The sequence below is a fragment of the Dysosmobacter sp. Marseille-Q4140 genome (assembly GCA_018228705.1).
GTDB lineage: Bacteria > Bacillota > Clostridia > Oscillospirales > Oscillospiraceae > Oscillibacter.
Genome location: CP073694.1, coordinates 1,026,704 through 1,052,992, shown reverse-complemented (window position 1 = coordinate 1,052,992; position 26,289 = coordinate 1,026,704). Strand labels below are relative to the sequence as shown.

Genomic DNA, 26,289 nt, shown 5'->3' with positions numbered 1-26,289 from the left:
GGGGATATATGCAGCGGCATCCCATTGAAAAGAATTCCATCCAGGAGACATTGGTGATTCCTCTGTACGGCCGGGCGCTGTGTACCAGAAAGTTCCCCCAGTTGTTTGCCGACCAGACGGCAGCGGAGCTGCTGGAGCAAATCGACTATGATTTTTCCGCCCTGGAGCAAAGATCCGGCGGCCTGCTCCAGACCTTCGGCGCCCTGGAGGTCGCCATGCGGCAGAGCGACCTGGCCTTTGAGGTGCGGGACTACCTGAGCACCCATCCCAAGGCCGCCGTGGTCAATCTGGGCTGCGGCTTGGACCAGACAGGCCGGGCTTGTGACAACGGGCAGTGCTACATCTATAACATCGACCTGCCCGACGTCATGGTGGTGCGGGAGGCACTGCTCCCCGCCGGGGAGCGGGAGCGGAACCTGGCGGCCGACCTGAACGACCTCTCCTGGTTTGACGCCATCGACGCCCCGACGGAGGACGGTGCGGTGTTCTTTGCCGCCGGCGTGTTTTACTACTTTCGGACGGAGCAGGTGCGCGCCCTCTGCGCGGCCATGGCGGAACGGTTTCCGGACGGGCGGCTGGTATTTGACGCCGCCGGCCCGGCGGCGGTGAAGCTGATGCTGAAAACCTGGGTCAAGCAGGCGGGTATCCGGGATGTGGGGGCGTATTTCTCCGTCCGGGATGCGGAGAAGGAATTGACGTCCTGGTCGAACCGCATCTCCATATCTAGTCGGGGTTATATGCTGGGCTATCAGGATTTGCGGGGTCCGGGAATCCGTAATATCCATCGTTTGTTGGCCGGGATCGCCGACGGGCCGATGAAGCTGCAAATCGTGCGGATGGAGTTTCAAGCCAGAAACGGGGTGAGTTCCTGATGAACGAACCCTTTATTTTCCGTGTCAGTGACTGCTACTACATCCAGGCAAGCTATCCCTCTCCGGCGGAGCACCGGCATTTCGCCGCCCATTTGGTGTTTGCCATGGAGCGGCCCTTCACCGCCCTGGTGAATGGCGTATCCGTGGAGGCGGCGGGCATCGCTATCGGCTCTGATGTCCCCCACACGATTTTGAGCGAGGCCCCGACTCTGGTGGTGTTCATCGACGAGCTGATGCCTATGAGCCGCTGTGTGAAGCACACCCTTTTGCGGGGCGCTCCCTGGCGGACACTGGATACGTCTGTTTCCTCCGAGGTAGGGGAGCGGTGGCGGGATGTGCGCACGGAGGCGGATGCGGCCGCCGCCGCTGCCGAAACCGAGCGGCTGCTCGGATTGCAGGAGCAACGTACCTCTGCGGAGGATCCGCGGATACTGGAGGCGGCCGCCTACATGAAAGCAACCCCCGCCCTGGAGCAGCTGACCATCCGGGAAGTGGCCCGGGCCGTCCACCTGTCTCCCAGCCGCCTGACCCATCTGTTCCGGCGGGATACGGGAATCTCTCCCCATCTCTATCTGGCAAACCTGAAGCTGGAACGGGCCTTCTATCTGCTGGAGACGGGACGCTCCCTCACCCAGGTCTGCATGGATGCGGGCTTTGCCACCCCGTCCCATATGGCGGATACCAGCCGCAAGCTGTATGGCATGTCCATGACTGAGGTGAAGCAGATTTTCCTGACCGGCCTCGGCCAGAACAGCAGATGAACAGAAGTAAAGCAAACAAGGCCCTGCTATAATACCCCTATCTTACAACAAGAAAGGGGAATTGTGATGTCTGCACTTACATTTCCCACAGGGACCTATCACTTCAACGACCATCCGCTCTTTGATTTCCAGCTCAATCGGGTGGTCATGTGGAACCACGGGGACCCGGCGGAGGTCCAGGCCCGGGGCGAGGAGATTACGGACTTTCCCTCCTGGGAGCGGGCCTTAAAGGAGCTTTCCGCCCAGGCGGAGGCCCGGGAGGACTGGGCGGCAGCCGCCGGGTATCTTCGGATGGCGGAGTTCTTCATGGTGCCGGATACCCCGGAGTGTCATGCCGTCTATGACCGGGCCAGGGAGATCTTCTATACACACTTTACCTACCTGTTTGCGGAGCAGGGCGGCCCCATCCACCGGGAGGAGGTGCCCTATGCGGACGGCGAATTGCCCTGCTGGCGGGTCATGCCCGACGGCGCCTCCAAGGGTACGATTCTGTTTCACGGCGGAAATGACTCTCTGCTGGAGGAGTTTACCGACGCGCTTTTGTACCTGGCACAAGGCGGCTATACAGTGCTGGCCTTTGAGGGGCCCGGCCAGGGGGCGGCCCTGCGGAAATCCGGCCTGACCTTCACACCGGAGTGGGAAAAGCCGGTGGGCGCGGTGCTGGATCACTATGGGGCGGACAATGTGACCATCATCGGCGTCTCCCTCGGCGGGGAGCTGTGCATGCGGGCGGCAGCCATGGAGCCGCGCATCCGGCGGGTGGTGTCCTGGAGCGTGCTGCCCAGCATCTATGGCGCGCTGATGGCAGATAAGCCGGCGGAGATCCAGGCGAAGCTGGAGCGCTGGCTGGACGAGAACAACCGGGACGCCATCCTGGACCTCTACGCCGGCCTGGCGGAGCGGGAGCCGCTGTTCCGCTGGTCCATCCAGCACTCCAACTACGCCTACGGCACCTCCGATGTGTACGAGTATCTGCAAAAGGCTCGGGCCTTCACCATTGAGCCGGTAGCGGAGCGGATCACCCAGGATGTGCTGCTTCTCAGCGCCCGGGAGGACCTGCTGGTGGACTTCGCCCTCTATAAGCAGGAGATTGACCTGTTGAAAAACACCCGCTCCCTGGAGTTTGCGGTGCCCGGCCGGGCGTTAAACGGCCAGGCCCACTGCAACATGGGTAACACTAGGTTTATGCTGGACCTGATTCTGAACTGGATCGACCGGACGCTGGAACGATAACAGCGGCAGGCCCCTATAAAATCGAAACCGACTTGCAAGAGGAAGGGCACAGCTCATTCGAGCCGTGCCCTTCTGTGATGCTCCAGTGGCGGACAGCCGAACTGCTTGATAAGGACTGCCGCCAATTTGCTCAGGTTTTTATAGCCTACCTTCTCCGCGGTTTCCGCCATCCGTAAGTCCGTGTTCCACTCGGCGCACAGGATATTCCGGGTTTCCTAGGCAGTGGCCACCTGGGAGCGGTTGAAGTGAAGTAAAGAGCAGGAGCTTCCCAACCATAAACGGGAAGCTCCTTCTGTTTCTGTCAGGCGTAGGCAAACTCGATTGCGGAAGGCAGTTTGGTGCAATAGAGCCGGTAGAAATCCACATGAGAAAGATGTTCCAGCCATGCAGCGGATGGACAGAGGGCGTAATCGGCCTCCTGTCCGCTGCGCCGCCCGGTGCAGGCGGGGTAGACGATCAGATCCCCGTTTGCCGCATAGAAATCGCAAAGCTCACGGGAGAGAATGCGCTCTGCCACCCGGCGGGCCGCCCACTCCTGCGCAGAAGCGCGGGCACAGAGATAAGAGGGGATCAGGACCGGCCCCTCCTGGGGGACGCGGAGAAAGGTCTCCCGGCCGTCCGCTCGGAGGGCATAGAGGGAGGGAACCAGGGCGGTGCTGGTCTGCCCCTGACGCACCGCCTGAAAGGCCCCGATTGGCATATCGGCCACCAGACTCTCCCCCAGGAGCTTGGCGGCGGCCACCTGGCCCCACCGCTCCCACACGGACTTTACCACCGTTTTTGCCGCGGAATTGTTGATGCCCCCGAAAGCTAGCCCGCGCCAATCCGGCAGAGAGGTCTTGGCACAGGCCTCCGGCTCCCGGGTATAGTACACCAGCGGGATGGAGACAAAGGGCAGAAGACAGGGGCCCCGCTGTACCGCATTCAGCATGGGGCTCTGCCGCAGCGGGACCCAGTCAGCCGCCGGATAGAGATTCGACTTGAATTTGGAGAAGATCCGCAGATCCTCAAACACCTCCAGATCGGCGGAAACGATGAGGTCCGGAAGTATGGCGTCCGGCCGGGCCAGGTACTCGGACATACGCTCCGGATATCCCAGACCGAAATAGCGCACCTCCAGCCGGATGCCGTCCCCCCGCAGCCGTTGGGCCAGGTCCTCCAGGAAAGCCTTCTCCTGGCGGTGCAGGACGCAGATGTGGTTCCAATAGAGCAAAATAGACGTCATGCCAGGTAGGCTCCTTTCCGCATCTGGGTTTGATAGCGTCGCTGTTCCCGATAAGCCCTGCCCAGCGCTTCATAGAGGGCAGCCTCTCCGGCGGTGCGCTCCACCACGGCGGTCACCGCGCCGCCGGCCAGAACGATGCGCCGCCGGGCCATCAGGGCTGTGTGGGGATCGTGGGTGACAACCAGCACCAGCTTGTCGCTCTTCTGAAGCAGGCCCAGCGCCCGCTCCTTGTCGATGCCCGCGTTTTCAATCTCGTCAATGAGGACGATAGGGCTGTCACAGATCAGGGCGATATCCGCAATCATCAGCGCACGGGACTGGCCGCCGCTGAGCTGGTTCAGCCCCTGCCGGAGAGCCACCGGTTCTGGGGTGATTTCATTGGCAAGGGCCAGAACTTCTGCCGGGGCTGCCCTCCGGTCACGGCAGCGGGCGTGGAGTTGAAGAAAATCCTCCACACTGACATCCAGCACAAAGCGCATATTCTGGCCCAAATGGGCCACCAGATGGGCGGATGTGCTCTGCCGCTCTGCCAGTGGGACCGGCACTCCGTCCAGCAGGACCCGGCGGCCTGTGATGGAGTCTCCGCAGGCCAGTTGCTCGATGTCCTTGATGAACCGGGACTTTCCGGAGCCGGTGTTGCCAACAATGGTGTATAGCCCCCCGCGTTCCAGGGATATGGAGTCAAAGGGCTCCGGTCGGCCGTCTTTCCCGCAGCCGGCCAGGATGGTCACACTCCGCATACCGGCGCCTCCTCAAAGGAAATTTTGCCCACCACGCCCTGCTGGAACGCGCTGCCCACCCGCCGCTCGCCTACGCAGTAGGAGCATACGCCGCTGGGCATGGTGTGTCGGAGGGCGTCCCTCTCGAAACCGGTGCATACCGGCCGGGCCAGCAGCCACTGTGCCAGCAGATCCGTGCCGTAACCGGCCAGCCCGTCCACTGGGAACAGTGCCGCGGACGGGTTGAGGATGCGGATCTGCCAGGAGATGATCTCCAGCTCCGCCTGGGACACCATGTCGATCTTGGTGAGCACCACAAAGTCCGCCTGAGTGAGCATGGGACCCAGCTGCCCCGGCGCCCTGCAGCTGGCGGTGCAGTCCAGCACACAGCCAGCGGCCATGTGCTCCGTAGCCGGGGAGCAGCGGTGGCACAGTCCGGCCGTTTCAATGACCAGGGCGTCCCGCCCCAGGCGGTCCGCCCACCCCCACAGCTCCGACAGATTAGAGACAAGGAAATGGTCAGGGCAGATATCCCCGCTCAAACCGGTGACACAGGGAAGCCCCAGGCTTTGAAAGACATCCGCGTCCCCGGTTTTCAGACAGTCGATCTTGCACACGCAGGGCGCCATGCCGCCGTGGGCCAGCAGCGGGAGCAGGCTTTTCAGAACAGACGTCTTTCCCACGGCGGAAGCGCCGGAGAAAAGGAGCACTTGACGCGGCATCGTGAACCTCCAATCTTGGAATTCGATTGATTAGCCATAGCTTACCACAGGAGATGCAGGATTGTCAGTATCAAATGAGACTGGCCGGCAAGCTTTTTTTCTTGACTTACGGCGGGGTTTCAGAGTAGAATATAGCAGTAGGTTAGCGATGGCTAACCAAGGAGGGGCGTGATCTGGAGCGAATGATCATACAGGAAAAACTGGCATCGTCACCCTTTTTGGCGGGCGCATCCCTACCGCTGGAGCAGGTGACCTCAAAGAGGTTCCGTGCGGGCCAGATCATCAGCGACAAGCCGAGCGGCGTTTCATCCGTGGGGATGATCGTGTCCGGACGGGTGGAGGTCTATTCCGTGGCACTGGATGGAAAGGATGTGCAGCTCAATGCCCTGACTGCGGGGGAGTGTTTTGGCGTCTGTAATCTGATGGCCAGCGCCGAGCTGGAAACGGTCTTGCGATGCGGGGAAGAGACAGAAGTCCTATATATTCCTAAGGCGGTCCTACTCTCCTGTATGGAGCAGGATGCAGGACTTGCCATGCGCTATGCGGCCCTGTGCAACCGGAAGGTCCAGTTTCTGCTCCGGCGCATCGAGCTGCTTACGATGCAGTCCTGCCGAGGCCGGCTCATTGCCCATCTCCTGGAGCAGCAGGATGAGAAGGGCGTGGTAAGGCTCGCCGGGTCCCGGGAGGATCTGGCCCGCCGTCTGGGGGTCAGCCGGGCCGCCCTTTTCCGGGAGCTGTCCGCGCTCCAGTCCATGGGAGCGGCCGCAGTGGACGGAAATTCCATTCGGATCCAGGACCGCCCGTTGCTGGAAGAACTGCTCTAGCACCCCTCCGACACAAAATGATGAACATTTAGAAAGGAACAACGGTATGAAAAAATTGCTCTCTCTGCTCTGTGTCCTGTCCCTGTCTGCCGCGCTGCTGGCAGGCTGCTCCACCGCCGGGGATGCCGGCACCTCGGAAACGCCCGGTTCGAGCAGCACGCCATCCGACGTGACAGAGATGGCCGATCCGATCGACGTCAACGTGATGGCCCTGAAGGGCCCCACCGCAATGGGCATGGTGGAGTTCATGAATGAAGCGGACAGTGGAACGATCACAGACAACAACTATCACTTTAATATCACCGCCGCCACCGATGAGGTGTCTGCCGCCCTGGCGCAGGGGACCACGGATATCGCCGCCGTCCCCGCCAACCTGGCTTCTGTCCTTTACAACAACACCGAGGGCGGCGTGCAGGTGCTGGCCATCAATACGCTGGGCGTGCTTTACATTGTGGAGAGCGGAGACACGGTACACTCCGTGGAGGACCTCCGGGGCAAGACCATTTACGCCAGCGGCAAGGGAAACACACCGGAGGCCGCCCTGAATTATGTGCTGACCCAGAACGGTATCGACCCCTCCGCGGATGTGACCATTGAGTGGAAAAGCGAGCAGGCCGAGTGCCTTTCCGCCCTGATGGCGGAGGAGAACGCCATCGCCATGCTGCCCCAGCCCTTCGTCACCACCGCCCAGGCCCAGAGCGAGAGCCTGCGGGTGGCGCTGGATCTGACGGAGGAGTGGGACGCCCTTCAGGCTGACAGCGAGACGCCCTCCACCCTGGTCACTGGCGTGGTGGTGGCCCGGACCACCTTTGTAGAGGAGCATCCGGAGGTGGTATCTGCCTTCCTGGACCACTATCAGGAGTCGGTGGACTATGTCAACTCCAATGTGGAGGAGGCCGCCCAGCTGGTGGGCCAGTATGAGATCGTCACCGCCGAAGTGGCACAGAAGGCCCTGCCGGAGTGCAACATTGTTTTCATTGAGGGAGCCGAGATGAAGGAGAAGCTGTCCGGCTATCTGTCGGTTTTGTTCGAGCAGAATCCTCAGTCCGTGGGCGGCGCCCTGCCTGACGACGCCTTTTACTTCAGCCGCTGACTTTCATGAAAGGCCGCCGAACCATACGGGCCTGGGCTGTAATCTTTTGGCTGCTCCTGTGGCAGGCAGGCGCCATGGCCATCGATCAGCGCATCATCCTGGTCTCTCCCCTCCGTGTGCTGGCGCGGCTGACGGAACTGATCCCCACGCTGGATTTTTGGGGCGCCATCTGGTATTCCCTGGTGCGCATCACAGCGGGTTTCCTGCTTGGAACAGCGGCCGGAGTTGTGCTGGCGGCTCTGTCCGCCCGGTTCCGCCGGGTGGAGGAGCTGCTGGCGCCAGCCCTCCTGGCCATCAAGTCCATTCCGGTGGCCTCCTTTATCATTCTGGCGCTGATCCTGTTTTCCTCCAGGAATCTGGCGGTGCTGATCTCCTTCCTGATCGTCCTGCCGGTTCTCTATACCAATCTGTTGAGCGGCATCCGGGCCGCAGATCCGCAGCTGCTGGAGATGGCTCGGGTGTTCCGGATCCCCACACTCCGCAGTATCCGCTATGTGTATCTGCCACAGGTGCTCCCTTACTTTCGGTCGGCCTGCGGCTCCGCTCTGGGCCTGTGCTGGAAGTCCGGCATCGCTGCCGAGGTCATCGGTATGCCAGACGGCTCCATCGGCGAACAGCTCCAGCAGGCCAAGATCTACTTGAACACGCCGGATCTGTTCGCCTGGACGCTGGTGATCGTGCTGGTGAGTCTGGTTTTTGAAAAGGTATTCCTGATCCTTCTGAAGTGGGGAGAACGCACACTGGAGAGGATGTGAGCTATGAGGGATATTGAGATCAAGGGGCTGTGTAAAGCCTTTGACGGGAAACAGGTTCTCCGGGACTTTTCCGCCGTTCTGCCGGCGGGGCAGGTCACCGGGCTCATGGCCCCCTCCGGTGCGGGCAAGACCACCCTGCTGCGGATCCTCATGGGGCTGGAGACACAGGACCGGGGGATCATCACGGGCCTGGATGGTCTGCGCCTGAGCGCTGTGTTTCAGGAGGACCGGTTGTGTGAGAACCTGAATCCGGTGTCTAACCTCCGCCTGGTGACCCCGGCTTTGAGCTGGGAGGCGGCGGAAGCCGCCCTGGCCACCGTAGGGCTGACGGACTGCCCGCGCCAGCCCGCCCGGGAGCTGTCCGGCGGGATGCGCCGCCGGGTCGCCATCCTCCGGGCACTGCTGACGGAGTACGACCTGCTGTTCCTGGACGAACCCTTTAAGGGCCTGGATCGGAAAACCAAGGAGATCGTCATGGCGGACACCCGCCGACGGTGCGCCGGAAGGACGGTGCTGTTCGTCACCCACGACCCGACGGAGCTGGAGGCTATGGGCGCCGTACAGCGGCTGGAGCTGTCCTGAACCCCCGACGTGCCGGCAAGGGTACAACAAAAGCAGAAAAGCAGAAAAAGTGGATGCCGGATGGTAGCTACTCATAAAACAGCATCAACAATCAACTGAAACAGGGTGGCTGCCATACGGATTGCCACAAAAGCGGGTAAGAGGTCAAAGACTTCTTGCCCGCTTTTTCTGTGCCGCGTGGAACGATAGAAAGGCATTTTTGCGCTTTCAAGGGATACGATACTACTTGTTCTGTTTCCGTTCTCTGCAAGTCGCATAAATCAAGGCTTTTCGCCTGCCTAAATGTCCACGCTGGCATGGCAAAATGTTACGCAGTAGACCGCCATTTTTGAGGGTGGGGATATAAACACTCAACTCTTGTGTTTTCAAGTCTGCAAAACCGCGTTGTGTAAGGCGCTCTCGCTCTCTATTGCGTAACACATCATCATAGATTGAGGGCGCAAGCGGTCTATCCGTTTGCGCCCTCTTGATTACCCGACAGCAAAGACGGGCAAAGCCGTCAAGGACGCGAAGCGCGAAGTTTATCCTTGACGGCTTTTTCTGCCTTTGCTACTTGTCATCTGTCAAAGCGGAACTTGGGTAGTGCTTCCATTAAGGACGCTTTGAGATAATCTTGAATATCGTCGTTGATACTCCCTTGAAAGTAGGACAGATATTTGATGTAGCCGGTATAGGTTTGAATGACGGTGTTCACCGCTTCCGGCTCCCCGGCGGTTGCCTTTACAATCGTTTCATAGGGCAGCAAATTGTATTTCCTATTCTTCATCTTCTAACGCCTCCAGTTCTTTTCGTATGAAGCGCAATGACCTTTTTCGTCTACGAAAGATTGTGCTTCTGCAAACTCCGAATAGCCTTCCGATTTCCGTATCGCTGTAACCGAGGTAGTACCGCAAAAACAGCACTTCACGCCGCTTTTCCGGCAGACGCAAAAGCGCGGCCGCTAACTGCTCGCTTTCTACAATGACCGTTTCCCCACGAACGGTAAAAGTGGTAGGCATATCGTATTTCACAAAATACTCGTCTGTTGTGGCAATCGGCTCAAAATCAAACTCCCGAAGATAGTCGAGTGATACCTCAAACTGTTGCTTCCGCCGTATTTTCTTGTAAATACCCAGCGCCGCATGGTAAAGGACAATCTTGCAAAAGGCGTTGAAAGTGCGCTCGATATGTTCCCGATACTGCTCACTATTCATCATTTTTCTCACCCCCTTTCTTCCCAAGCAGGGGGCAAAATACCAAACGCCCACGCAGCATAAAACCGCATGGGCGTTTGGTACAGGAACTATAAGAGATAACTATATGACTTGTGTGTTCATACTCATAGGCGCAAAATCCCATGCAAGCGCAAGGGCTTTTTTTGACCGCAGGTTATGAGAAGAAAGATAATGAAATACAGACATATTGACACATCCCCAATACTGCTAAACGATAAACTTCTCTATGGCAGCAACGATTTTCTTGATTTCTGTATTGGTGGTGTTGATACATAAGGCAGCACCGCACAATTGCTGAGGCAAGCGCTGTCGAATCACCTATCAGGCAGGAAACCATAGGCTTCCCGGCGCATTTCTTCGCGAGAGCGCACAACTTCAAGCCGCCAGGCAGGGCCTGTCAGCCAGAAGCAGATTCGCCAATGCGAACATGATATTGAATTTGGCTCGCTGTTTTTCGAGCCCTCGGTATCGCGTTTTTCGAAATTGCAGCTGTTTCTTGACGACACCGAATACGTGCTCTACTTTTGCCCGAACAGAAGACTTTGCGTGTTCTACTTTCTTTGCGGCATACTGGCCGCTCTTGCTCAGCTTTTTTAATTGAGATGGACGTCGGTTAATTTTGTATTTGATCTTGCGTCCGGATTTGTTCCGAACGATCGCGTCCTCACGGTTCCCGGCTCCAAGATAGCCACTGTCGCCGTAAACGACATCTTCCTCACCGGTCAGCAGGGATGAAGTCTGCGTCACATCATGGACATTGGCTGGTGTCGCCTCCACTGTGTGTACCAGTCCGCTGTCCTTATCCACCCCAACATGGGCTTTATAGCCAAAGTGCCATGTGTTGCCCTTCTTGACCTGATGTGCATCCGGATCCCGCTTTTTCTCCTTGTTCTTGGTGGAAGACGGCGCGGAAATAATGGTGGAATCTACGATCGTTCCCTTTTTCAGGATAAGGCCCTGTTCAGTGAGCGCGGTAACAACTTGTGCAAACAGTTTCTCCTGCAGTCCATTCTTCACCAGCAGGTTCCGAAAGCGGCCAATGGTATCTCCGTTCGGCACCTGATTGCTGGAATCAACGCCGCAGAAATCTGAAAATGCCCGGCTGTCGATTGCCTCCGCCGCTGTTGCTTCATCACTCAGGTCATACAGATTTTGCAGCAGATACAACCGCAGCATGGTCTCCAGTGGATAGGGTTTATTGCCGCGCTCTCCTTTGTAATAGCACGGCTGGATCAGCGTAAGCCATTCCTTCCACGGGACGATCCGCTCGATCTGGGCTAGAAATTCTTTCTTCTTTGTCCGTACCTGCGCCAACTCATCACTAAGCGCAGACATTGTCATCTGTTTATCCATGGTCTTATTATATCACTCCTGGCAGTATCGCGCCTACTTTTCTGTGCGGTATTGCCATAAATCGTAGTTTGCTTTATTGCCCCAATCTTGTTCTGTATAAAATTGGTAGTAACGTGCTCTTTTCTTATCAATAGATATAATTTTTTGCTGCAATTCTTTATCCGTCATCGCCGCTGCGTCGGCTCCCTTTTCCCTGCAACGGGCAATTTTAGAACTTATATCCGCATATACAAACAAGCGAAAAGGGTTCAAATCTTGCAAAACATAGTCTGCACATCGTCCTACAATGATACAATCCGATTTCTCTGCCATTTCGCGGATTATTTCGCTTTCCTGCTTATAAATGGACAGACGATTTTCCAATGTATAGTTGGTAGGAATACCAAAAGTGCGAGCAGTTGTTATTGGTAACAGCGGCAGGGGCCTGCTTTCCTCCACTTGCAACACATAACTTTCCGCTAATTGAGTTCGTTTCATCAATTCATCAATAATCTCTCGGTCGTAATAGGCAATATTCAGTCTTTCGGCTAAACGCCTGCCAACTTCTCTTCCACCGCTTCCAAATTCACGGCCTATGGTAATGATCCGCTTCATATCATGTCCCTCCTTAAAATCCAACTTTCTGATTTTCTTTCTTGCGCTTTATGAAAACAATCAAAACAACTGCTATAATCGCCGTCATGATTTCACTGATAGAATGGCAAAGCCATACGGCTTCGCTGCCAAAAATCAGCGGAAGAACGGCAACCAAAATTGGCGGCCATATGACGCTACGGCATAGAGATACCGTAAGGGCGTTACTTGTGCGCCCATTTGCCTGCCAATAAGAAATCATTAAAATATTAAATCCTGCAAGGAAGAAACCGGAAAAGTAAGGTAGGCTTTTACTTTCCATAAAGTTGATTAGTTCAATATCTCCCGGATTGAAAATCGTGAAAAAGCCGCGAGAGAAGAACACGATCAAGACATAGCACAAAACGCCTATTGCTAAAAATGCTTTAATGGAAAAGCCAAGTAGAGATTTGCTCCGTTTTTCTTCCCCTGTCCCCATAAAATAACTAAATACGGGTTGCAAGCCCTGCGCCATACCAAGAAACAGTGTCAAAATAATCAACATTAAGTAGCCGATGACAAGGTAGGCTGCAAGTCCGATTTCCCCAAAGCCATAATGCACAATGGCAAAGTTATATACAAAGGTAATAATGCCAATAGTAAACTCCATGATAAAGGACGGGAAGCCAAGTACATAGACCGAGCAAATGCTCCGCCACTTCAGTTTGAATTTCGTTAAGTACAAATCCCCGCGCTTGAATATGAAATGGGGCAGCATAATTAAAACGCTGAAAATGGGGCCAAGTGCGGTAGCCAATGCTGCACCGGCAATCCCCATGTTCAATGGGTACATAAACACATAGTCCAAGACAATATTTGATACAGAGCCAAACATGAGGGCAAACATGGCAAGTTTTGGACGGTTATCATTACGCACCAGACCGCTTAACAAGAAACTGAAAAGCAGGAATGGGGAAAAGGTAATGATGTACCACATATAACTGATTGCTTCATCATGGATAACCGGAGTTGAGCCTAAAAGTTCAGCAAGCGGGTGAATAAAAATATTTCCCAATACGCTAATCAACAGCCCCATAACAGCCGTACATAGGGCGGCAAGGCTAAAAATGTGGCGTGCTTTTTCTTTCTCACCTTGACCGAGATGTGAGGAAATCAAAACGCCCGCGCCTGTGGCAACTGCCATAGACAATGCAATTAGTATCTCGACAAGCGGAACAGAAACGGCAGCGGCGGCCATAGCGTCGCGGCCAAGTCGATTGCCAATGAATACACCGTCAACAATCATATAGACCGAGTTAAACAGCAACCCTATCATTTGCGGTACGGCATATTTGGCAAATAAAGTGTGTGATTTGCCTTCATACATGATAATCAATCCTCCTAACAAATAAAAAAAGGCCAGCGTTTGTGTAACGCTGGCCTACTACACAATAAAATGAAACCCCGGCGGGCTGATTTTATTTACAGTCTATTTAATTTTTCCTTTTCTTTTACAAGTCCTATCGCCTCTTTTCCTGTTATGTGGTCGATTTTCATTTCCAACATACAAAGAGGTTTCAACCCGCGGCTTATGGCATCATCACGGTTTGCGGCAGTATCTTCCGGCGCATATTTGATTGCCAGTTTTTCCATCGCTGCTCTCTTTTCGAGATCACCTTCGATTATCCGTATTTGTCCAAAAGCAATTACACTTCTAAAATAAGTTGTGTACTCCTCCGGCACAACTAAATCTTTATCAATCACACAAAACGACGCTTTTGCAGTTCTTTGAATAGCGTCTATTTTATGACCGTTTTTTGCGCCGTGAAAATAGATTTTCCCGTCGTCATACACATAACTGATTGGAACGGCGTAGGGATAATCGTTGTCGCCCAAAAGGGCAAGCACACCAGATGTCCCCTTATGCAGAATATCCGCAATCTCTTGCCGCGATAGTTCCTGTTTTTTTTGCCTCATTTCTCGAAATATCATATTGACCTCCACAAAAAAATAGACGTTTTTTTTTACTCCTTCCATGGCCGACTGGAGTAAGAATAAGCGTTTCTCGGCAGAAACATATTTTTATTTAGAATATCACAAATTGCATGGTAAGTCAATATCATTTTCCGGATTTTCATTTTTATATAGTGAGGGGGAAAGTGCAACAAAAGCTGCCTTTCAAACGGGATATTGAGTGAGAGAAAGTAAAGGGTTTGGGATTTTCCCAACAAGCCAAAATCGCAAATGGGTACTCATTTGCTGTGCTTGCTCCCTACTCAAAACAAAGGAAAGGACGGGAAAGGAATGGAAAAGAAGCGAACAATCAAAGACGGGCAAATCGTTGTAAAAAATCCACTCTATCAAGAGTTGCCCACACACGAAGTTACAATTCAATCCGGCAGGACGTTCTATCGTTTTACGGGAAGCTACGACGGAAGCCGAAGCCTACCCCATAAAGTTTTACGGCTTATGGGGCACTCCCCTATTGATGAAAAAGACGAGGAGCGTTAAAATGAGTATAAGCAATCCTGTAATGGCAGACTGCCCGCCGATGAAAGGAGCAGAAACGATGTTAAGGCAGTCTGGCAAGATTACCGCCCTCTATTGCCGCCTATCCCGCGACGATGAACTAACGGGCGACAGCAACAGCATTGTAAATCAAAAGGCGATTTTAAGTAAGTACGCAAAGGAAAATCATTTTTCAAATCCATTGTTTTTCGTGGACGATGGATATTCCGGGACAAACTTCAACCGTCCAAGTTGGAGCGAACTTTTGGAAAAAATCGAAAACGGCGAAGTGTCCACCTTGATCGTCAAGGATATGTCGCGGCTTGGGCGTGATTATCTGAAAGTGGGATTTTATACCGAAGTCCTGTTCGTGGAAAAGGGCGTGCGTTTTATAGCTATTAACAACGGCATAGACAGCGCAAACCAGCAGGACAGCGACTTTACCCCCTTTCTCAATATCATCAACGAGTGGTATGCGAAAGACACCAGCAAGAAGATACGCGCGGTGATGAAGTCAAAAGGCGAAGCGGGGGAACACCTCTGCACCAACCCGCCATACGGCTACAGGAAAGACCCGGAAAACAAAAAGCGGTGGATTATCGACCCCGAAGCTGCCGAAGTTGTCAAGCGGATATTCGCCCTTTGTCTGGACGGTTACGGGCCGTCGCAGATTGCCCGTATTCTGAAAGATGATAAAGTCATAACGCCGACAATCCATTTTCAGCAGACAGGCAGGGCGACAAGGAACGCGCCGCCGGATAATCCCTTTAACTGGACGGGCGATACAATAGCCGACATTTTGGAGCGTCCGGAATATCAAGGGCATACAGTAAACTTCAAAACCTACAAGCAGTCCTACAAGAGCAAAAAGACCTGCAATAATCCCGAAGAAAAATGGCTTGTGTTTGAAAATACCCACGAAGCAATCATTGACGCTGACACATGGGCGCGGGTGCAGGAATTGCGGAAGAACAAACGCCGCCCGACGAGGACAGGAAAGACAAATATGTTTTCCGGCATTGTGCGCTGCGCCGATTGCGGTGAAAAGCTGTATTACTGCACAAGCAGGAACTTTGAAGCAAGGCAAGACCACTTTGTCTGCTCTACTTCAAGGCTCAAAGGGAAAGAGGTTTGCGCGACGCATTTTATCCGCGCCGTTGTCTTGGAACGGGGCGTACTCGCCCACATGAGAATGACGATTGCCTGTGTTGCGAACCATGAAGAACAATTCCGCAAGGCTATGGGTGCGAAGCAGAAAGCCGAAGCAAAAAGAGAACTCGCGGCGAAGCGTCGGCAACTGACGCAGGCAGAACGACGGATAGAAGAACTTGACCGACTATTCAAGCGTATTTATGAGGACAACGTAGGCGGAAAACTATCTGACAGCAGATTTCAAATGCTCTCTGACGACTACGAGCAGGAGCAGAAAGAACTGCGGGAAAAGCTGTTGCGGTTGAATGAAGAAATTACAGAACAAGAGGAACAGGCAGAGAATATCGACAGGTTTATCTGCAAGGTGCGGAAGTATCTCGACTTGAACGAGCTGACACCCACTATCCTAAACGACATGGTAAAGGCGGTATATGTTCACGCGCCGGACAAGTCGAAGGGTTATCGGGAACAACAGATTGACATTTCCTATGACCTTGTAGGAATACTCCCCGCGTCTTTACTGATTGACCTGCAAAACGGAGAAACGGCATAGCCGAAGCTACGCCGTTTCCTGAAAACATTCTTATGCTGTTTTATGCGTGCCGCCCCGAAGGGCATCCACTTTTTTCATGACGCGGCTCAAAGAACCGTTACCTCCGCGTTCTTCTCACCGAATTTTTCACGCAGCATCTGGCAGATCCGGGGCCGCTCCGCCCCCTGTTTTTCCTGCTGCTTGATCAGCTTATAGGCTTGGAACAGAGTGGAGGGACCGATCTCCGAACTGAAATAACCGATCCCCTGGTTCCAGGCCAGCAGCTCAAACACATCGTCCAGGGCCGCTGACTCCACCCCGCAGGCATAGGCTTTGATCAGCTCTCTTGTGGCCTGCCGCATCCGTCCGGCGCCCACGGCGTTGACCAGGGAGAGGAGCAGCCGCATTTCATAAGGCAGCGTCCGCTTTTCGCTCTGCCAGGTCAGCGACCAGAAGTCCGCCGCGATCCGGCCCAGCTCCTCGTCGATCATGGGATAGTTGAGCAGGGCCAGGGGCTTGAAGGGCGTATCCTCCCCGCCGTCCTTTTTCTCCACACGGCAGAACGAAACATGAAATTCAGCCGGCCCGGCCTGCTCGGTATGGTGTTCAAACCCAAGGGCCTCCATGGCGGCATAGAGCGGGTGGGGCTCAAAGGTCTGGATGACGGTGAAGCCCTCGCCTACTTCCAGTCCCATTGCTTTCTGCTTCAGGCCCGGGAAAAAGTTCCCCTGCAGATGGCGTACATCGACGACCTGGAAGTTGGGCGCCTGATCTTTCCAATTTTCGTAACTCATGCGCTGTCTGCCCCCTTGATTCGGTATTCATAGATAATGGTCCGGTTTTCGGAGCCATCCCGGAACGGCGTTTCGGCCACCCTCGCAAAGCCGCGCTTCTCATAAAATTCCCATGACGCCAGCGTATTGGTCAGCAGACGCACGGTGTCCGCACCGTCAGCCCTGGCTCTGGACAGAAACTGTGTGACCAAGGCCGTCCCAAGCCCTTTCCGATAGGCTGCTTTGGACGCAAGCGCCACAAGCTCCAGGTCGCAGGCTCCGAAGGTCTTGCTGTCCCGCTCCTGTAATTGGGAGGAGAAATGATCCCATTGTTTCTGAAAACGCTCCGACATTTTATAACGCTTCAAATAGTATTTGAGAAACATCCTGCACCACAAGCCATAGTGCCTTTTGCACCCATATCGGTTTGCCAAAGTCCGGTCAAAGGCTTTGTCGTATTTCCCGCAGATAAACCCCACGACCTGCCCATCCTCCGCCTCCGCAACAAAGGTGAAGTTGCATTTTTCAATCAAGACCTGGGCATAATCCCGCAACAGGAGCTTGTCGCAATGATCTATAGGGGCCGTAAAAAAGCCTTCATACAGGCACTCACCGCAGGCCGCGGCGTCTCTTTCTGCGTATGGACGGATCGTAAACACCATGATCGTGCTCCCCGTATGTGAGTCTTACTTCAGTTATTCCGAAACGGTTGCCACTCGAATGTCCACTTCCCGCCCTCTTTCAAGACGAGTTGGGGAGACTGTTCTGTCAGCAAGGTGCGGTCAAATTCAGATTGAACATCCGCTGGAAGTTTGGAAAACCCCTCCGGGTCAAAGTGACGGAACAGGTCTCCCCAGGTGGAGTCTGCTGCCGGCGTGAATCCTTCCGTTGCCGCAGGTTCCTCCAACGGGGACGGTGACTCGCTTTCTGCATCCCCGTGATTCATCATCCCGCAGCCGGTTAGCAGGCAAAAGATAGCAAGCGCAGCCAGAACCGTTTTCCACCGTTTCAAAACAATCCCCCCTATTCAGCGGTTCCCAGTCCTGTTCCTGGATATCTCCCGTGCAGGCGTCCTTCACTCCTGCTCTGCGCGGTGATCCGTTCCGCCGGTGTCCACCGGCAGGCGGCGCAACAAAGGGGCAGCACACGGCCGCCCAGCAGTGCGTGCTCCACCACCCAGAAATCGTGCATGGACAGATAGGAGACAAACTCTCCAGCGTTCCAGCGGTGGTAAACATGGAAACCGGTTCGCTCCATACACCAGGTGCGAAGCCTTGCCAGCCGCCCTCCGCCGTGGACAAAGGTAGGGGCAAACAACCATCCGCCCGGCTTCAGAACCCGCTGGATCTCCCGGAGCACGCGATCCGGCTCCGGCAGGATGTGCAGGGCATTGGCGATGACCACCGCGTCGAAGGACTCCGGCGCGTAGGGCAGATGGGCGGCATCCTGGACAGAGAAGTGGAGGCGTGAGGAGCCGATCCGCTTTTTCGCCTCCTGGATCATAGCGGGAGCGGCGTCCGTGGCCTCCCAGAGCCGGACATAGGGCGAGAGCGGAAAGGACAGCTGCCCCGTGCCGCAGGCCAGCTCCAGCACGTTCATATCCCGGGAGAGATGGGGCCGGATCCGCTCACACACCGCCGCGTACAGCGGTGCGGAGCGGTCCATGGACCTGGTATAATGCCGGGCAGTCTTCTGCCAAAAAGCCAATTCAGATTCCTTCATGGTGCGATGCCTCTTTTGTGGTTAGTATATGCTAACCATAAGATACTACAACCCGCAAAAGATTGCAAGTCCCCGCGAGGAGCAAATGTGTTGAGAGAAACGAGTAGATGACCATGAAGGATGCCGGCGCCTCTCTGTTTTCTCAGGCGAGGGCCGCGCCCAGGGCCCGGCAGGCCGACAGGGCCTCCTCATCCGGAGCCTCGTTGCAGATCACGCTGTCACAGACGAGGTTTGCCCCGTCGTCGTTGCACCGGGCCTCCCAGCTGCGCATCCATTCGCCGTCGCCCCATCCGTAGGAACCGAACAGGGCGATGCTCTTCCCGCTCAGCCGGCCCTCACAGGCGGTAAACATGGGCTCAAACTCACTCTCCTCCAGCTGCTCCGACCCCATGGAGGGGCAGCCAAAGGCAATGGCGTCATACTCGCTGACCTGCTCGGGGGAAAACTCGGAGGCGGTGAGCAGGGACACCTCGGCCCCCTTTTCCTTGGCACCTTCCACGACCGCCGCGGCCATGGCCTCGGTGTTGCCGGTGCCGCTCCAATAAACAACTGCGATTTTGCTCATAAGAATCAACAACCTTTCTGATTTACTTGGATTTGGAAAACATCAGCCAGCTACCGTGAGCTGCTCGATGGACTTCCCCTGTTCCCACTGCTGGGAATAGATTTTGCTGCATTTTTTGTACCTTCGAAAGATACACTTGGCCGCTTGTTCATCACTGTAGACCTTCCAGCAGCCAACGCACTTGTGATTGCACGCTTTATTGAGAATGAAACCCAGGACATCCTCCGGCGGATAGCTGAGAAACAGGCCGATCTCATGGGGGAATTCTCCGTCCGACCGCAGACGTTGGATCAGGTGGATCACACACCGGTTGGAATCTTCCGGCGTATAACCATATTGCAGGAGCAGTCCCCTGGAACAGTGATCTGCCAGATCACACTCCAGCGCATTGGGCCGGTAGACATAGATAAGGGCACGGCCTTTCTGAACTCTCAGCGGCAGGGCGCGGATCCCCTTGGGGACCAGCTTCCTGTTCAAGCGGCATAATTCTTTTGTCAGTGCGGCTTTGCAGGGGCAGGCGCAGGAAAACAGGTTTCCGGTTTTGATCCCTGCCAAAGTCGGGGCGCAGTGGCGAATGACCAGGTCTTCTGACATAAGCTTTATCCCCCGAAAAGAAATGGACTTTCTGTTTGACGCTGTGCGATATTCACGTCAAAGCAGTTTTTTATGACTGTTATGAGACTGTGGCTTCTCATGGTGTAAGAACCAATATGCGAGCTTTTTAATCATCTGACAGATCGCGCAGATGACAGCACAGAACAGCAAAGCGGCCAAGCCATATCCCAAAGACTGTACTGCCTCGTTCATCGTACCGCCTCTTTTCTAATCTTCTCCGCGCAATATTGATGATGGGTACCGCTGGCTCCGTTAAGTCAGCAATTCCAACAGTTGCCGGATGCTCTTCTTGCCAAAGGAGACCTGCTCCCCGCTGTTGACCACCAGGCAGGGGACGCTCATGACCTGGTACTTTTCCCGCAGGTCGGGAAAGTGATTCAGGTCATAGACCTGGGCGGTGATGTTGGGATTTTCCGCGGCGATGCGCTGGGCCGCCGTCACCAGTTCCGGGCACATGGTACAGGACAGCGACACCAGGATCTGCAAATCCATTGGCTTTTGGAGCGCCTGGATCGCGGTCCGGCTCTCTTCGTCCAGCGCCTGTCCCGGCCCGGCGGCGTTATAGAGCCCCAGGACGAAAGAGGTGAACTCGTGGCCGCCTGGGACGCCGTGAAAGGCAAGGCCCGTCCAGCCGCCGTCCGCCTGGAACACCCGGACGCAGGGCAGGTGATCCACATCGGCGGGGTCGCCCAGTTCCACAGATAATTTACCGCTCTGTGCCGCCAGCTCCTCCATATACTGCCGCAGCTCGGCGGAGAGGGGCGTTTCATCCAGATACAGACGCAGAATCAATGGCGCGGCCATTCGGGCGAATACGGTATGGAGCTGGGAGAGCATATCTCCTGTGAAAAGGTCGCTGCCTATTTTCGTCAGGGTTTCCGGCACTGCAATCCAGCTGGCCGGTGGCTGAGGATGGAGGCCGGTCTTGGCCTGCATGGCGGCGCACAGCCGCTCCAGCTCCGTGGCGGCCAGGGCGCCGTCTCCCACAGCGGTGACCACCTGCCGCAGGGGCTTGACACATACGTCCCCGGCGGCATACAGGCCGTCCGCCGTGGCCTTCTGGCTGCGGTCGGTGAGGATATAGCCCTGCTCGTCCAACTCCGCCAGCCCTTGCACCAGCTCCGTGGCCGGCTCATATCCGGCAAAGACGAAGACGCCGAAAGCCTCTCCGTCCGCCGCGTGGTGCTTGGTCACCTGGCCGGTCTTTGTGTTGCGATAGCGGATGAACCGCAGGGCGGTGTCACCGGACACCTCCTCCACCACTGTGTTGGTGAGGACTGTGATCTTCTCATGGTTCCGGGCGGCGTCCGCCGTGGTCTGGGCGCAGGTGAAGCCATCGCCCCGGATCAGGATGGTCACATGGCGGGCGTACTTGGTAAGAAACACGCTCTCCTCAGCGGCCGCGAAGCCGCCGCCCACCACAAAGACATCCTTGCCGGTAAAGAACTCCCCATCGCAGGTGGCGCAATAGGCAACTCCCCGCCCCCGGAACTGTGCTTCACCCTGGAACCCCACCATACGGGGATGGGCGCCGGTGGCCAGCAGGACGCCGAAGCACTTCAAATCGCCACGCCCAGTGCGCACAGTCTTCACATCACCGCTCAGATCCAGTTCGGTGACCTCCGCCAGGAGGAATTCCGCACCGAAGGACTCGGCCTGTTTCCGCATCGTTTCCGTGAGCGCGGCGCCGCTGGTTCGCTCCACCCCGGGGAAATTGACCACTTCTGCGGTAATGGTGATCTGCCCGCCGAAGTGGTTCTTTTCCACGACCACGACCCGGTAGCGGGCCCGGGCCAGATAGAGGGCGGCGGTGAGTCCCGCCGGCCCTCCTCCGATGACCACGACATCGTAGAGATTTTCCATCCGCTCCATGGCTTACAACTGCCCCACCAGATCCAGGCTGGGCTTCAGGGTCTCGGCGCCAGGCTGCCACTTCGCCGGGCACACCTCGTCTCCATGCTCCGCCACGAACTGGCAGGCCTGCACCTTCCGCAGAAGTTCATCGGCATTCCGGCCCACATTGCCGGCGTTGACCTCATAAGCCACGATTTTCCCTTCGGGGTTCACGATGAAGCTGCCCCGCTCGGCCACGCCGTCCGCCTCGATATAGACCTCAAAATCTTTGGCCAGACAATGGGTGGGGTCGGCCAGCATGGGATACTGGATATTCTGGATGCGCTCGGAAGCGTCATGCCACGCCTTATGGACGAAATGGGTATCGCAGGAAACAGAGTAGATTTCGCAGCCGATGGCCTGGAATTTCTCATAGAGATTGGCCAGATCCTCCAATTCTGTGGGGCACACAAAGGTAAAATCGGCAGGATAGAAGAAGAACACGCTCCACTTGCCCAGGATGTCCGCCTTGGAGACAGCTCGGAAAGCGTTGTTCTGGTAGCACTGTACGGTGAAATCGGCAATTTCTTTCTGAATCAGGGACATGGGTGATTCAACCTCCATTCATATTTCTTGAAGTTAGTTGTCGCTAACCGTAAAAGAATTATATAGGGTTTTCTATCTCCTTGTCAAGAGGGAGTGCGCACGGCTCTGAATATGTATCGCTCGACTCAATAAAACCGCTTCTATAATAAGTCGGCGGGCTTGATTTTTGCGTTAAGCAGGTGTATACTGCTCTTGGGTTAGTTATTGCTAACCTATTTTGAGGGATGAGGGTGCCTATGGAACTTTTTCGATCTTTCCTTCGCAACACACGAAAACCGGAAGGTTTTCTGGGCAAGTGCATGGTAGCCAGCATGAATTATGCCCATGCCGCCCTGGCGGACTGGGGACTGGGCTGTTTGCCGAAAACAGGTCCCGTCAGGATTGCGGAACTGGGCTGCGGCGGCGGCCGAAACATCCGGGCCCTTCTGCGAAAATACCCTGCCGCAACTGTCACCGCCCTGGACTATTCGGAAATATCCGTGGAAAAGGCCAGAAATATCAATCAGGAAGAACTGCAGGCCGGCCGCTGCCGTGTCATACAGGGAGATGTTTCTCGCCTCCCTTTCGAGGATAGGGCATTTGATCTGGCGACTGCCTTTGAAACGGTATATTTCTGGCCCGGCCCCACGGAGAGTTTCCGGGAGGTGTACCGCATCTTGCGGCCGGGCGGCATCTTTCTGATCGTCAATGAAGTGGACGGAGAAAATCCCCGAGACAGCAGGTGGCTTTCTGTCATTGATGGGATGAAGATATTCAACCGGAGCCAGTTTGTCACCTTTCTCACCGAGGCTGGTTTTTCTAAGGTCATCGTGAAGCGGGATGCGAAAAGACACTGGCTCTGTGTGCTGGCGATCCGGGAGGATGCGGGGTGTTCAGGCAATAAATAACAAGAGAGGTCCCTTATGAAAAATGCGGGAGGATTTCTATGAACTGGACGCGCAGCATCTTGGACGGGCTCGCTATGGCGGCCTATTTTAACCTGTTCGCCGCAGCGGCTGCACTGTATAAGCCCCGGCTGATGTTTCCCTGCTATCCGTCCGCCATCATCAAGGCGGCCAAGGAGCCGCCTACAAAGCGAGAAGCTGCCGGATATTGGCGGTGGATCATCTTGTGGGAATGGCTCCCGCTGTTGCTTTACGGCGCCCTCAGCGCGGTGGCGGGCGGGACACATGGTTTTTGGCGCCTGGCGTTGACGGGCTACATCCAGTGGATGATGGTCAACCTAGGCGATCTGTTTTTCCTTGATGTGTGGCTGATCCAGAAAAAGACGAAAAACCGTTTTGTGATCTCTGGCACAGAGGGACATCCCGGCTATGAGTTCAAGGCATGGATGAAGGATTATGCGTTACCGGAGCATCTGCTCCAGTGGCCGCTTTTGCTGTGCCCGCTGCTGGCGGCGGCTCAGGCGGGATTGGGACTGTTATTGCAGAAATTATGATACGAGGAGATGGTCGGATGAAACATGAAAAATCCCGACATGAGGAGATCCACCTTGGTACTCACGGCGAGGACTATGGAAGTTGGATGTCCAACCCGGTCTTTTACATGATTGGCGGTCTGCTGGCCCTATCTGTTGTGCTGGCGGTGCTGTCCTTCACAGTGTTCCGGCTGCCATGGCTAGGAGCGGTTTTTTCGGTGGCCGCCGCAGCATTTCTGGCCCTGCTCTGTTGGTGCGGCTGGATACGCAAACAATACGCTTTCGGCGGCGGTGGGATGATGGAGCGGACCCACCAGTGCCTGCTCGCCCACCTGGGCTTCGATGGCAAGGGGACGCTGCTGGATGTGGGCTGCGGCTCCGGCGCCCTGTCCATCCGGGCGGCCCTCACCTGGCCGGAAGCGCAAGTCACCGGTATCAACTATTGGGGCGTGGCATACGGCTACGGCCAGCCCATGTGCGAGAAGAACGCCGCCAGTGAGGGTGTAGCGACCCGGTGCCGGTTTCAGCACGGGGACGCCCATCAGCTGGACTTCCCCGATGATACCTTTGACGCGGTCGTAAGCAACTATGTCTATCACAATATTACCGGCGCGGATAAGCAAGCACTGCTGCGGGAGACCCTGCGGGTATTAAAGCCCGGTGGGGTATTTGCCCTGAATGACGATATGAAGCCCCGGATGTACGGGGACATGGAGGCCTTTGCCCAGGATCTGCGGGAGGCCGGATTTCAGGAGGTGCGGCTGGTGGATACCGCCACGGAGGTGTTCGGTTCCCAGCGGCGGGCGGCCATGATGATGCTGGGAGAGTCTCGGATGCTGGTTGGGCGAAAGTGATGGATATGGCAACGCATTCCCTGACGCATCTTCCAGCAGGATGCCGGCAGTGATGCGAAAGTCGTTGAGGCTGCTGCATATGCTGGAAACAGCAAACTGAATTTTAAAAACAGTGGAGGGATAGACGATGTGGAAGTACACGGTCCATGTGGAAGGCATGATGTGCGGCATGTGCGAAAGCCATGTAAACGACGCGGTACGGAAGGCGTTTCCGGTGAAGAAGGTCACCTCGTCCCGGAGTAAAAAAGAGACCACGGTGATCGCAGAGACGGAACTGGACGAGGATGCCCTGCGCACGGCCATTTCCGCCACCGGATATGAGGTGGGGGAGATCCGGAAGGAGCCTTGGGAAAAGAAGGGACTGTTCGGCCGGTAAAGAGCCGGGATACCGACAGATGGAGAGGGGGGAGAATTTTGCTGGCGGAATTTCTGGCGGATCGGGGAGACTGGGCTCAGGTGATGCCCGGCGCACGGGCCTGCCTGTTCTCCCTGGAGGAGGGGACTTTCCCCCTGCCTCTCCAACTGGCCCCCCTGCACTTTGAGACCCTGTTCTGTCTGCGGGGCGCCGTGACCTTGACCCGGCGAGACGGGTCATCCCTGACAGCTGGCGCCCGGCAGGTGCTGAGTCTCACCGATCTCTCCAATCTGACCGGGGCCAGCGTGGATGCGCCTCTGGAAGGAATTCTCGTGGCGGTAGACGCCCGGGGCGCCCGAGAGAGTTTGGAAACCATATGTAATCTGCTGGGCGGCTTGATCCTGGACACAAGCCGGGTACGGCGGTGGATGACCAGCCGGGGCGGCTGCGCCGTGGAGGGGCCCACCCACTGGAGCCGGGCGGCCTTTGCCGACCTGGAACGTCTGCCCCAGAGCGAGCGGGCCCGCTGGTGCGTGTGGAAGTCAGTGGAACTGCTCTATCTGCTCTCTGCCCAGGATGAACAGAGAACGGAAGCCCTCTTGGGTCCGATGCTGGACCGGGGTGTCGCCCAGTCGCTAGCAGAGATCCGCCGGTATATGGAGGAACACCTGGACGAGCATCTCACCATTCCGGCCTTGAGCCGCCGGGCCTGTCTCTCCGCCACTACCGTAAAGGAGGGATTCCGCCGCCTTTACGGTCTGCCGGTCCATACTTGGCTGCGCCAGCGGCGGATGGAACGGGCGGCGGAGTTGCTGCACACGACCGAGCTAAGCCTGGAAGGCGTGGCCAAAGCAGTGGGCTATAGCAGTGTCAGTCAATTTATCGCTGCTTTCAGGCAGCAATATGGGCTGACACCGGGCCAGTATCGCAAAAATGTCTAAACAGGCAACTATTTGACCGATTCAGAGATGTGCTTGAGAGGGATATCTGCTATACTATTTAAATACGCTAAGAGCTAAGCTTGTTTCCTGATAGGAGGAGATCTTGATGAAGCAGCATCGTTTCTGGGCCTGGGGCGCCGTGATCTGCATGGTCATGGTGATGATCACGGGCTACAAGCGCAAATAAGTACATAGCAGAAAGGAAGAATCTCTCATGATGAAGCACTATGTCAAACTGGCCTGCTTCGTGGGCGGCGCTCTGTTCGGCTCCGCCGGCGTGAAGCTGCTTGCCAGCAAGGACGCCAAGAAGGCCTATACCCACATTACCGCCGCCGGCCTGCGGATGAAGGACAGCGTAATGGAGACCGTTACCTCTGTCCAGGAGAACGCCGCCGACATCCTGGCCGCCGCCAAGGACATCAACGAGGCCCGGGCCGCCAAGGAAGCCGAGGCTCAGGTAGAGGGCCAGGAGGCCTGAAAAACCGCGGAAGGGAGCCGGTAAGCGGCTCCC

The 26,289-nt window shown here is 56.0% G+C and carries 34 protein-coding genes; 16 read left to right on the top strand and 18 right to left on the bottom strand.

The features are described from left to right. Nucleotides 1-8: 8 nt before the first annotated feature. The 3 genes from KFE19_05290 (at nt 9) to KFE19_05280 (ending at nt 2,866) form a co-directional block, all read left to right on the top strand. On the top strand, nt 9-872 hold the full coding sequence (locus KFE19_05290) for a class I SAM-dependent methyltransferase (protein ID QUO38922.1): 864 nt from the start codon (nt 9-11) through the stop codon (nt 870-872). Next, entirely contained in the window at nt 872-1,633 is a 762-nt protein-coding gene (locus tag KFE19_05285) for a helix-turn-helix domain-containing protein (GenBank protein ID QUO38921.1), read from the top strand. The genes KFE19_05290 and KFE19_05285 overlap by 1 nt, the downstream gene beginning before the upstream one ends. Before the next feature lie 66 nt (nt 1,634-1,699). After that, nucleotides 1,700-2,866 carry an alpha/beta fold hydrolase gene (locus KFE19_05280; GenBank protein ID QUO38920.1) on the top strand — a complete coding sequence of 389 codons (1,167 nt, stop codon included), beginning with the start codon at nt 1,700-1,702 and terminating at the stop codon, nt 2,864-2,866. A 301-nt stretch (nt 2,867-3,167) separates the two neighbouring features. Here the strand turns inward: KFE19_05280 and KFE19_05275 are convergent, their stop codons facing one another. From KFE19_05275 to KFE19_05265, 3 genes are read right to left on the bottom strand one after another with little or no spacing between them, the layout of a single operon-like run. Then, entirely contained in the window at nt 3,168-4,091 is a 924-nt protein-coding gene (locus tag KFE19_05275; protein QUO38919.1) for a hypothetical protein, read from the bottom strand. Then, a complete protein-coding gene (locus KFE19_05270; protein ID QUO38918.1) occupies nt 4,088-4,831 on the bottom strand; it encodes an ATP-binding cassette domain-containing protein in 744 nt (247 codons plus the stop codon). Before KFE19_05270 ends, KFE19_05275 begins: the two co-directional genes overlap by 4 nt. Further along, nucleotides 4,819-5,532 carry a cobalamin biosynthesis protein P47K gene (locus KFE19_05265; GenBank protein QUO38917.1) on the bottom strand — a complete coding sequence of 238 codons (714 nt, stop codon included), beginning with the start codon at nt 5,530-5,532 and terminating at the stop codon, nt 4,819-4,821. The genes KFE19_05270 and KFE19_05265 overlap by 13 nt, the downstream gene beginning before the upstream one ends. Before the next feature lie 182 nt (nt 5,533-5,714). Between KFE19_05265 and KFE19_05260 the strand changes: the two genes are divergently transcribed. The 4 genes from KFE19_05260 to KFE19_05245 are packed head-to-tail and all read left to right on the top strand — an operon-like array spanning nt 5,715 to nt 8,786. Continuing rightward, on the top strand, nt 5,715-6,356 hold the full coding sequence (locus tag KFE19_05260; GenBank protein ID QUO38916.1) for a Crp/Fnr family transcriptional regulator: 642 nt from the start codon (nt 5,715-5,717) through the stop codon (nt 6,354-6,356). A gap of 46 nt (nt 6,357-6,402) precedes the next feature. Continuing rightward, nucleotides 6,403-7,449: an ABC transporter substrate-binding protein gene (locus KFE19_05255; protein ID QUO38915.1), complete on the top strand. Its 1,047-nt coding sequence runs from the start codon at nt 6,403-6,405 to the stop codon at nt 7,447-7,449. A 5-nt stretch (nt 7,450-7,454) separates the two neighbouring features. Next, nucleotides 7,455-8,204, top strand: coding sequence for an ABC transporter permease subunit (locus KFE19_05250; protein ID QUO38914.1), 750 nt, complete (start codon nt 7,455-7,457; stop codon nt 8,202-8,204). A 3-nt stretch (nt 8,205-8,207) separates the two neighbouring features. Next, the gene (locus KFE19_05245) at nt 8,208-8,786 is read left to right on the top strand and encodes an ABC transporter ATP-binding protein (protein ID QUO38913.1); all 579 of its coding nucleotides are present in this window, start codon (nt 8,208-8,210) and stop codon (nt 8,784-8,786) included. Between the two features lie 71 nt (nt 8,787-8,857). On the opposite strand, the gene KFE19_05240 is transcribed toward KFE19_05245, so the two are convergent. From KFE19_05240 to KFE19_05210, 7 genes are all read right to left on the bottom strand, one after another. After that, nucleotides 8,858-9,043: a hypothetical protein gene (locus KFE19_05240; GenBank protein ID QUO38912.1), complete on the bottom strand. Its 186-nt coding sequence runs from the start codon at nt 9,041-9,043 to the stop codon at nt 8,858-8,860. Between the two features lie 299 nt (nt 9,044-9,342). Then, entirely contained in the window at nt 9,343-9,552 is a 210-nt protein-coding gene (locus KFE19_05235) for a helix-turn-helix domain-containing protein (GenBank protein ID QUO38911.1), read from the bottom strand. Next, a complete protein-coding gene (locus tag KFE19_05230) occupies nt 9,542-9,982 on the bottom strand; it encodes a sigma-70 family RNA polymerase sigma factor (GenBank protein QUO38910.1) in 441 nt (146 codons plus the stop codon). Before KFE19_05230 ends, KFE19_05235 begins: the two co-directional genes overlap by 11 nt. 393 nt (nt 9,983-10,375) lie before the next feature. Then, complete coding sequence (locus KFE19_05225) at nt 10,376-11,341, bottom strand: IS5 family transposase (GenBank protein ID QUO39529.1); 966 nt, start codon at nt 11,339-11,341, stop codon at nt 10,376-10,378. 45 nt (nt 11,342-11,386) lie between these two features. Next, nucleotides 11,387-11,947, bottom strand: a complete 561-nt coding sequence (locus KFE19_05220) for a cytidylate kinase-like family protein (GenBank protein QUO38909.1) — start codon at nt 11,945-11,947, stop codon at nt 11,387-11,389. A gap of 13 nt (nt 11,948-11,960) precedes the next feature. After that, nucleotides 11,961-13,292 (bottom strand): polysaccharide biosynthesis C-terminal domain-containing protein, encoded by a 1,332-nt coding sequence (locus KFE19_05215; GenBank protein QUO38908.1) that lies wholly within the window; start codon nt 13,290-13,292, stop codon nt 11,961-11,963. A gap of 95 nt (nt 13,293-13,387) precedes the next feature. Next, complete coding sequence (locus tag KFE19_05210) at nt 13,388-13,894, bottom strand: pyridoxamine 5'-phosphate oxidase family protein (GenBank protein QUO39528.1); 507 nt, start codon at nt 13,892-13,894, stop codon at nt 13,388-13,390. A gap of 46 nt (nt 13,895-13,940) precedes the next feature. Between KFE19_05210 and KFE19_05205 the strand changes: the two genes are divergently transcribed. The 3 genes from KFE19_05205 (at nt 13,941) to KFE19_05195 (ending at nt 16,118) form a co-directional block, all read left to right on the top strand. Next, entirely contained in the window at nt 13,941-14,099 is a 159-nt protein-coding gene (locus KFE19_05205; protein QUO38907.1) for a hypothetical protein, read from the top strand. Between the two features lie 110 nt (nt 14,100-14,209). Further along, on the top strand, nt 14,210-14,416 hold the full coding sequence (locus KFE19_05200; protein ID QUO38906.1) for a hypothetical protein: 207 nt from the start codon (nt 14,210-14,212) through the stop codon (nt 14,414-14,416). Between the two features lie 40 nt (nt 14,417-14,456). Continuing rightward, on the top strand, nt 14,457-16,118 hold the full coding sequence (locus KFE19_05195) for a recombinase family protein (GenBank protein QUO39527.1): 1,662 nt from the start codon (nt 14,457-14,459) through the stop codon (nt 16,116-16,118). An 86-nt stretch (nt 16,119-16,204) separates the two neighbouring features. Here the strand turns inward: KFE19_05195 and KFE19_05190 are convergent, their stop codons facing one another. The 8 genes from KFE19_05190 to ahpC all read right to left on the bottom strand — a co-directional run bounded on the left by KFE19_05190 (nt 16,205) and on the right by ahpC (nt 22,211). Then, nucleotides 16,205-16,891 (bottom strand): DUF2249 domain-containing protein, encoded by a 687-nt coding sequence (locus KFE19_05190; protein ID QUO38905.1) that lies wholly within the window; start codon nt 16,889-16,891, stop codon nt 16,205-16,207. Next, nucleotides 16,888-17,532, bottom strand: coding sequence for a GNAT family N-acetyltransferase (locus tag KFE19_05185; GenBank protein QUO38904.1), 645 nt, complete (start codon nt 17,530-17,532; stop codon nt 16,888-16,890). The genes KFE19_05190 and KFE19_05185 overlap by 4 nt, the downstream gene beginning before the upstream one ends. Nucleotides 17,533-17,561: 29 nt before the next feature. Then, nucleotides 17,562-17,882 (bottom strand): hypothetical protein, encoded by a 321-nt coding sequence (locus KFE19_05180; protein ID QUO38903.1) that lies wholly within the window; start codon nt 17,880-17,882, stop codon nt 17,562-17,564. Between the two features lie 11 nt (nt 17,883-17,893). Then, nucleotides 17,894-18,592: a class I SAM-dependent methyltransferase gene (locus KFE19_05175; GenBank protein QUO38902.1), complete on the bottom strand. Its 699-nt coding sequence runs from the start codon at nt 18,590-18,592 to the stop codon at nt 17,894-17,896. A 142-nt stretch (nt 18,593-18,734) separates the two neighbouring features. Further along, a complete protein-coding gene (locus KFE19_05170; GenBank protein ID QUO38901.1) occupies nt 18,735-19,157 on the bottom strand; it encodes a flavodoxin in 423 nt (140 codons plus the stop codon). 42 nt (nt 19,158-19,199) lie between these two features. Beyond that, nucleotides 19,200-19,751 carry a DUF3793 family protein gene (locus KFE19_05165; protein ID QUO38900.1) on the bottom strand — a complete coding sequence of 184 codons (552 nt, stop codon included), beginning with the start codon at nt 19,749-19,751 and terminating at the stop codon, nt 19,200-19,202. A gap of 273 nt (nt 19,752-20,024) precedes the next feature. Then, nucleotides 20,025-21,644, bottom strand: a complete 1,620-nt coding sequence (locus tag KFE19_05160) for an FAD-dependent oxidoreductase (protein QUO38899.1) — start codon at nt 21,642-21,644, stop codon at nt 20,025-20,027. A 3-nt stretch (nt 21,645-21,647) separates the two neighbouring features. Next, on the bottom strand, nt 21,648-22,211 hold the full coding sequence (gene ahpC / locus KFE19_05155) for a peroxiredoxin (protein ID QUO38898.1): 564 nt from the start codon (nt 22,209-22,211) through the stop codon (nt 21,648-21,650). Between the two features lie 236 nt (nt 22,212-22,447). Between ahpC and KFE19_05150 the strand changes: the two genes are divergently transcribed. From KFE19_05150 to KFE19_05125, 6 genes are all read left to right on the top strand, one after another. Continuing rightward, the gene (locus KFE19_05150; GenBank protein QUO38897.1) at nt 22,448-23,098 is read left to right on the top strand and encodes a class I SAM-dependent methyltransferase; all 651 of its coding nucleotides are present in this window, start codon (nt 22,448-22,450) and stop codon (nt 23,096-23,098) included. 38 nt (nt 23,099-23,136) lie between these two features. Continuing rightward, a complete protein-coding gene (locus KFE19_05145) occupies nt 23,137-23,649 on the top strand; it encodes a hypothetical protein (GenBank protein ID QUO38896.1) in 513 nt (170 codons plus the stop codon). Between the two features lie 17 nt (nt 23,650-23,666). Then, nucleotides 23,667-24,482 carry a methyltransferase domain-containing protein gene (locus tag KFE19_05140; GenBank protein ID QUO38895.1) on the top strand — a complete coding sequence of 272 codons (816 nt, stop codon included), beginning with the start codon at nt 23,667-23,669 and terminating at the stop codon, nt 24,480-24,482. Nucleotides 24,483-24,609: 127 nt separating this feature from the next. Further along, a complete protein-coding gene (locus KFE19_05135; protein ID QUO38894.1) occupies nt 24,610-24,858 on the top strand; it encodes a heavy-metal-associated domain-containing protein in 249 nt (82 codons plus the stop codon). 38 nt (nt 24,859-24,896) lie between these two features. Beyond that, entirely contained in the window at nt 24,897-25,778 is an 882-nt protein-coding gene (locus KFE19_05130; protein QUO38893.1) for a helix-turn-helix transcriptional regulator, read from the top strand. A 217-nt stretch (nt 25,779-25,995) separates the two neighbouring features. Beyond that, a complete protein-coding gene (locus tag KFE19_05125; GenBank protein QUO39526.1) occupies nt 25,996-26,256 on the top strand; it encodes a hypothetical protein in 261 nt (86 codons plus the stop codon). Nucleotides 26,257-26,289 lie beyond the last annotated feature (33 nt).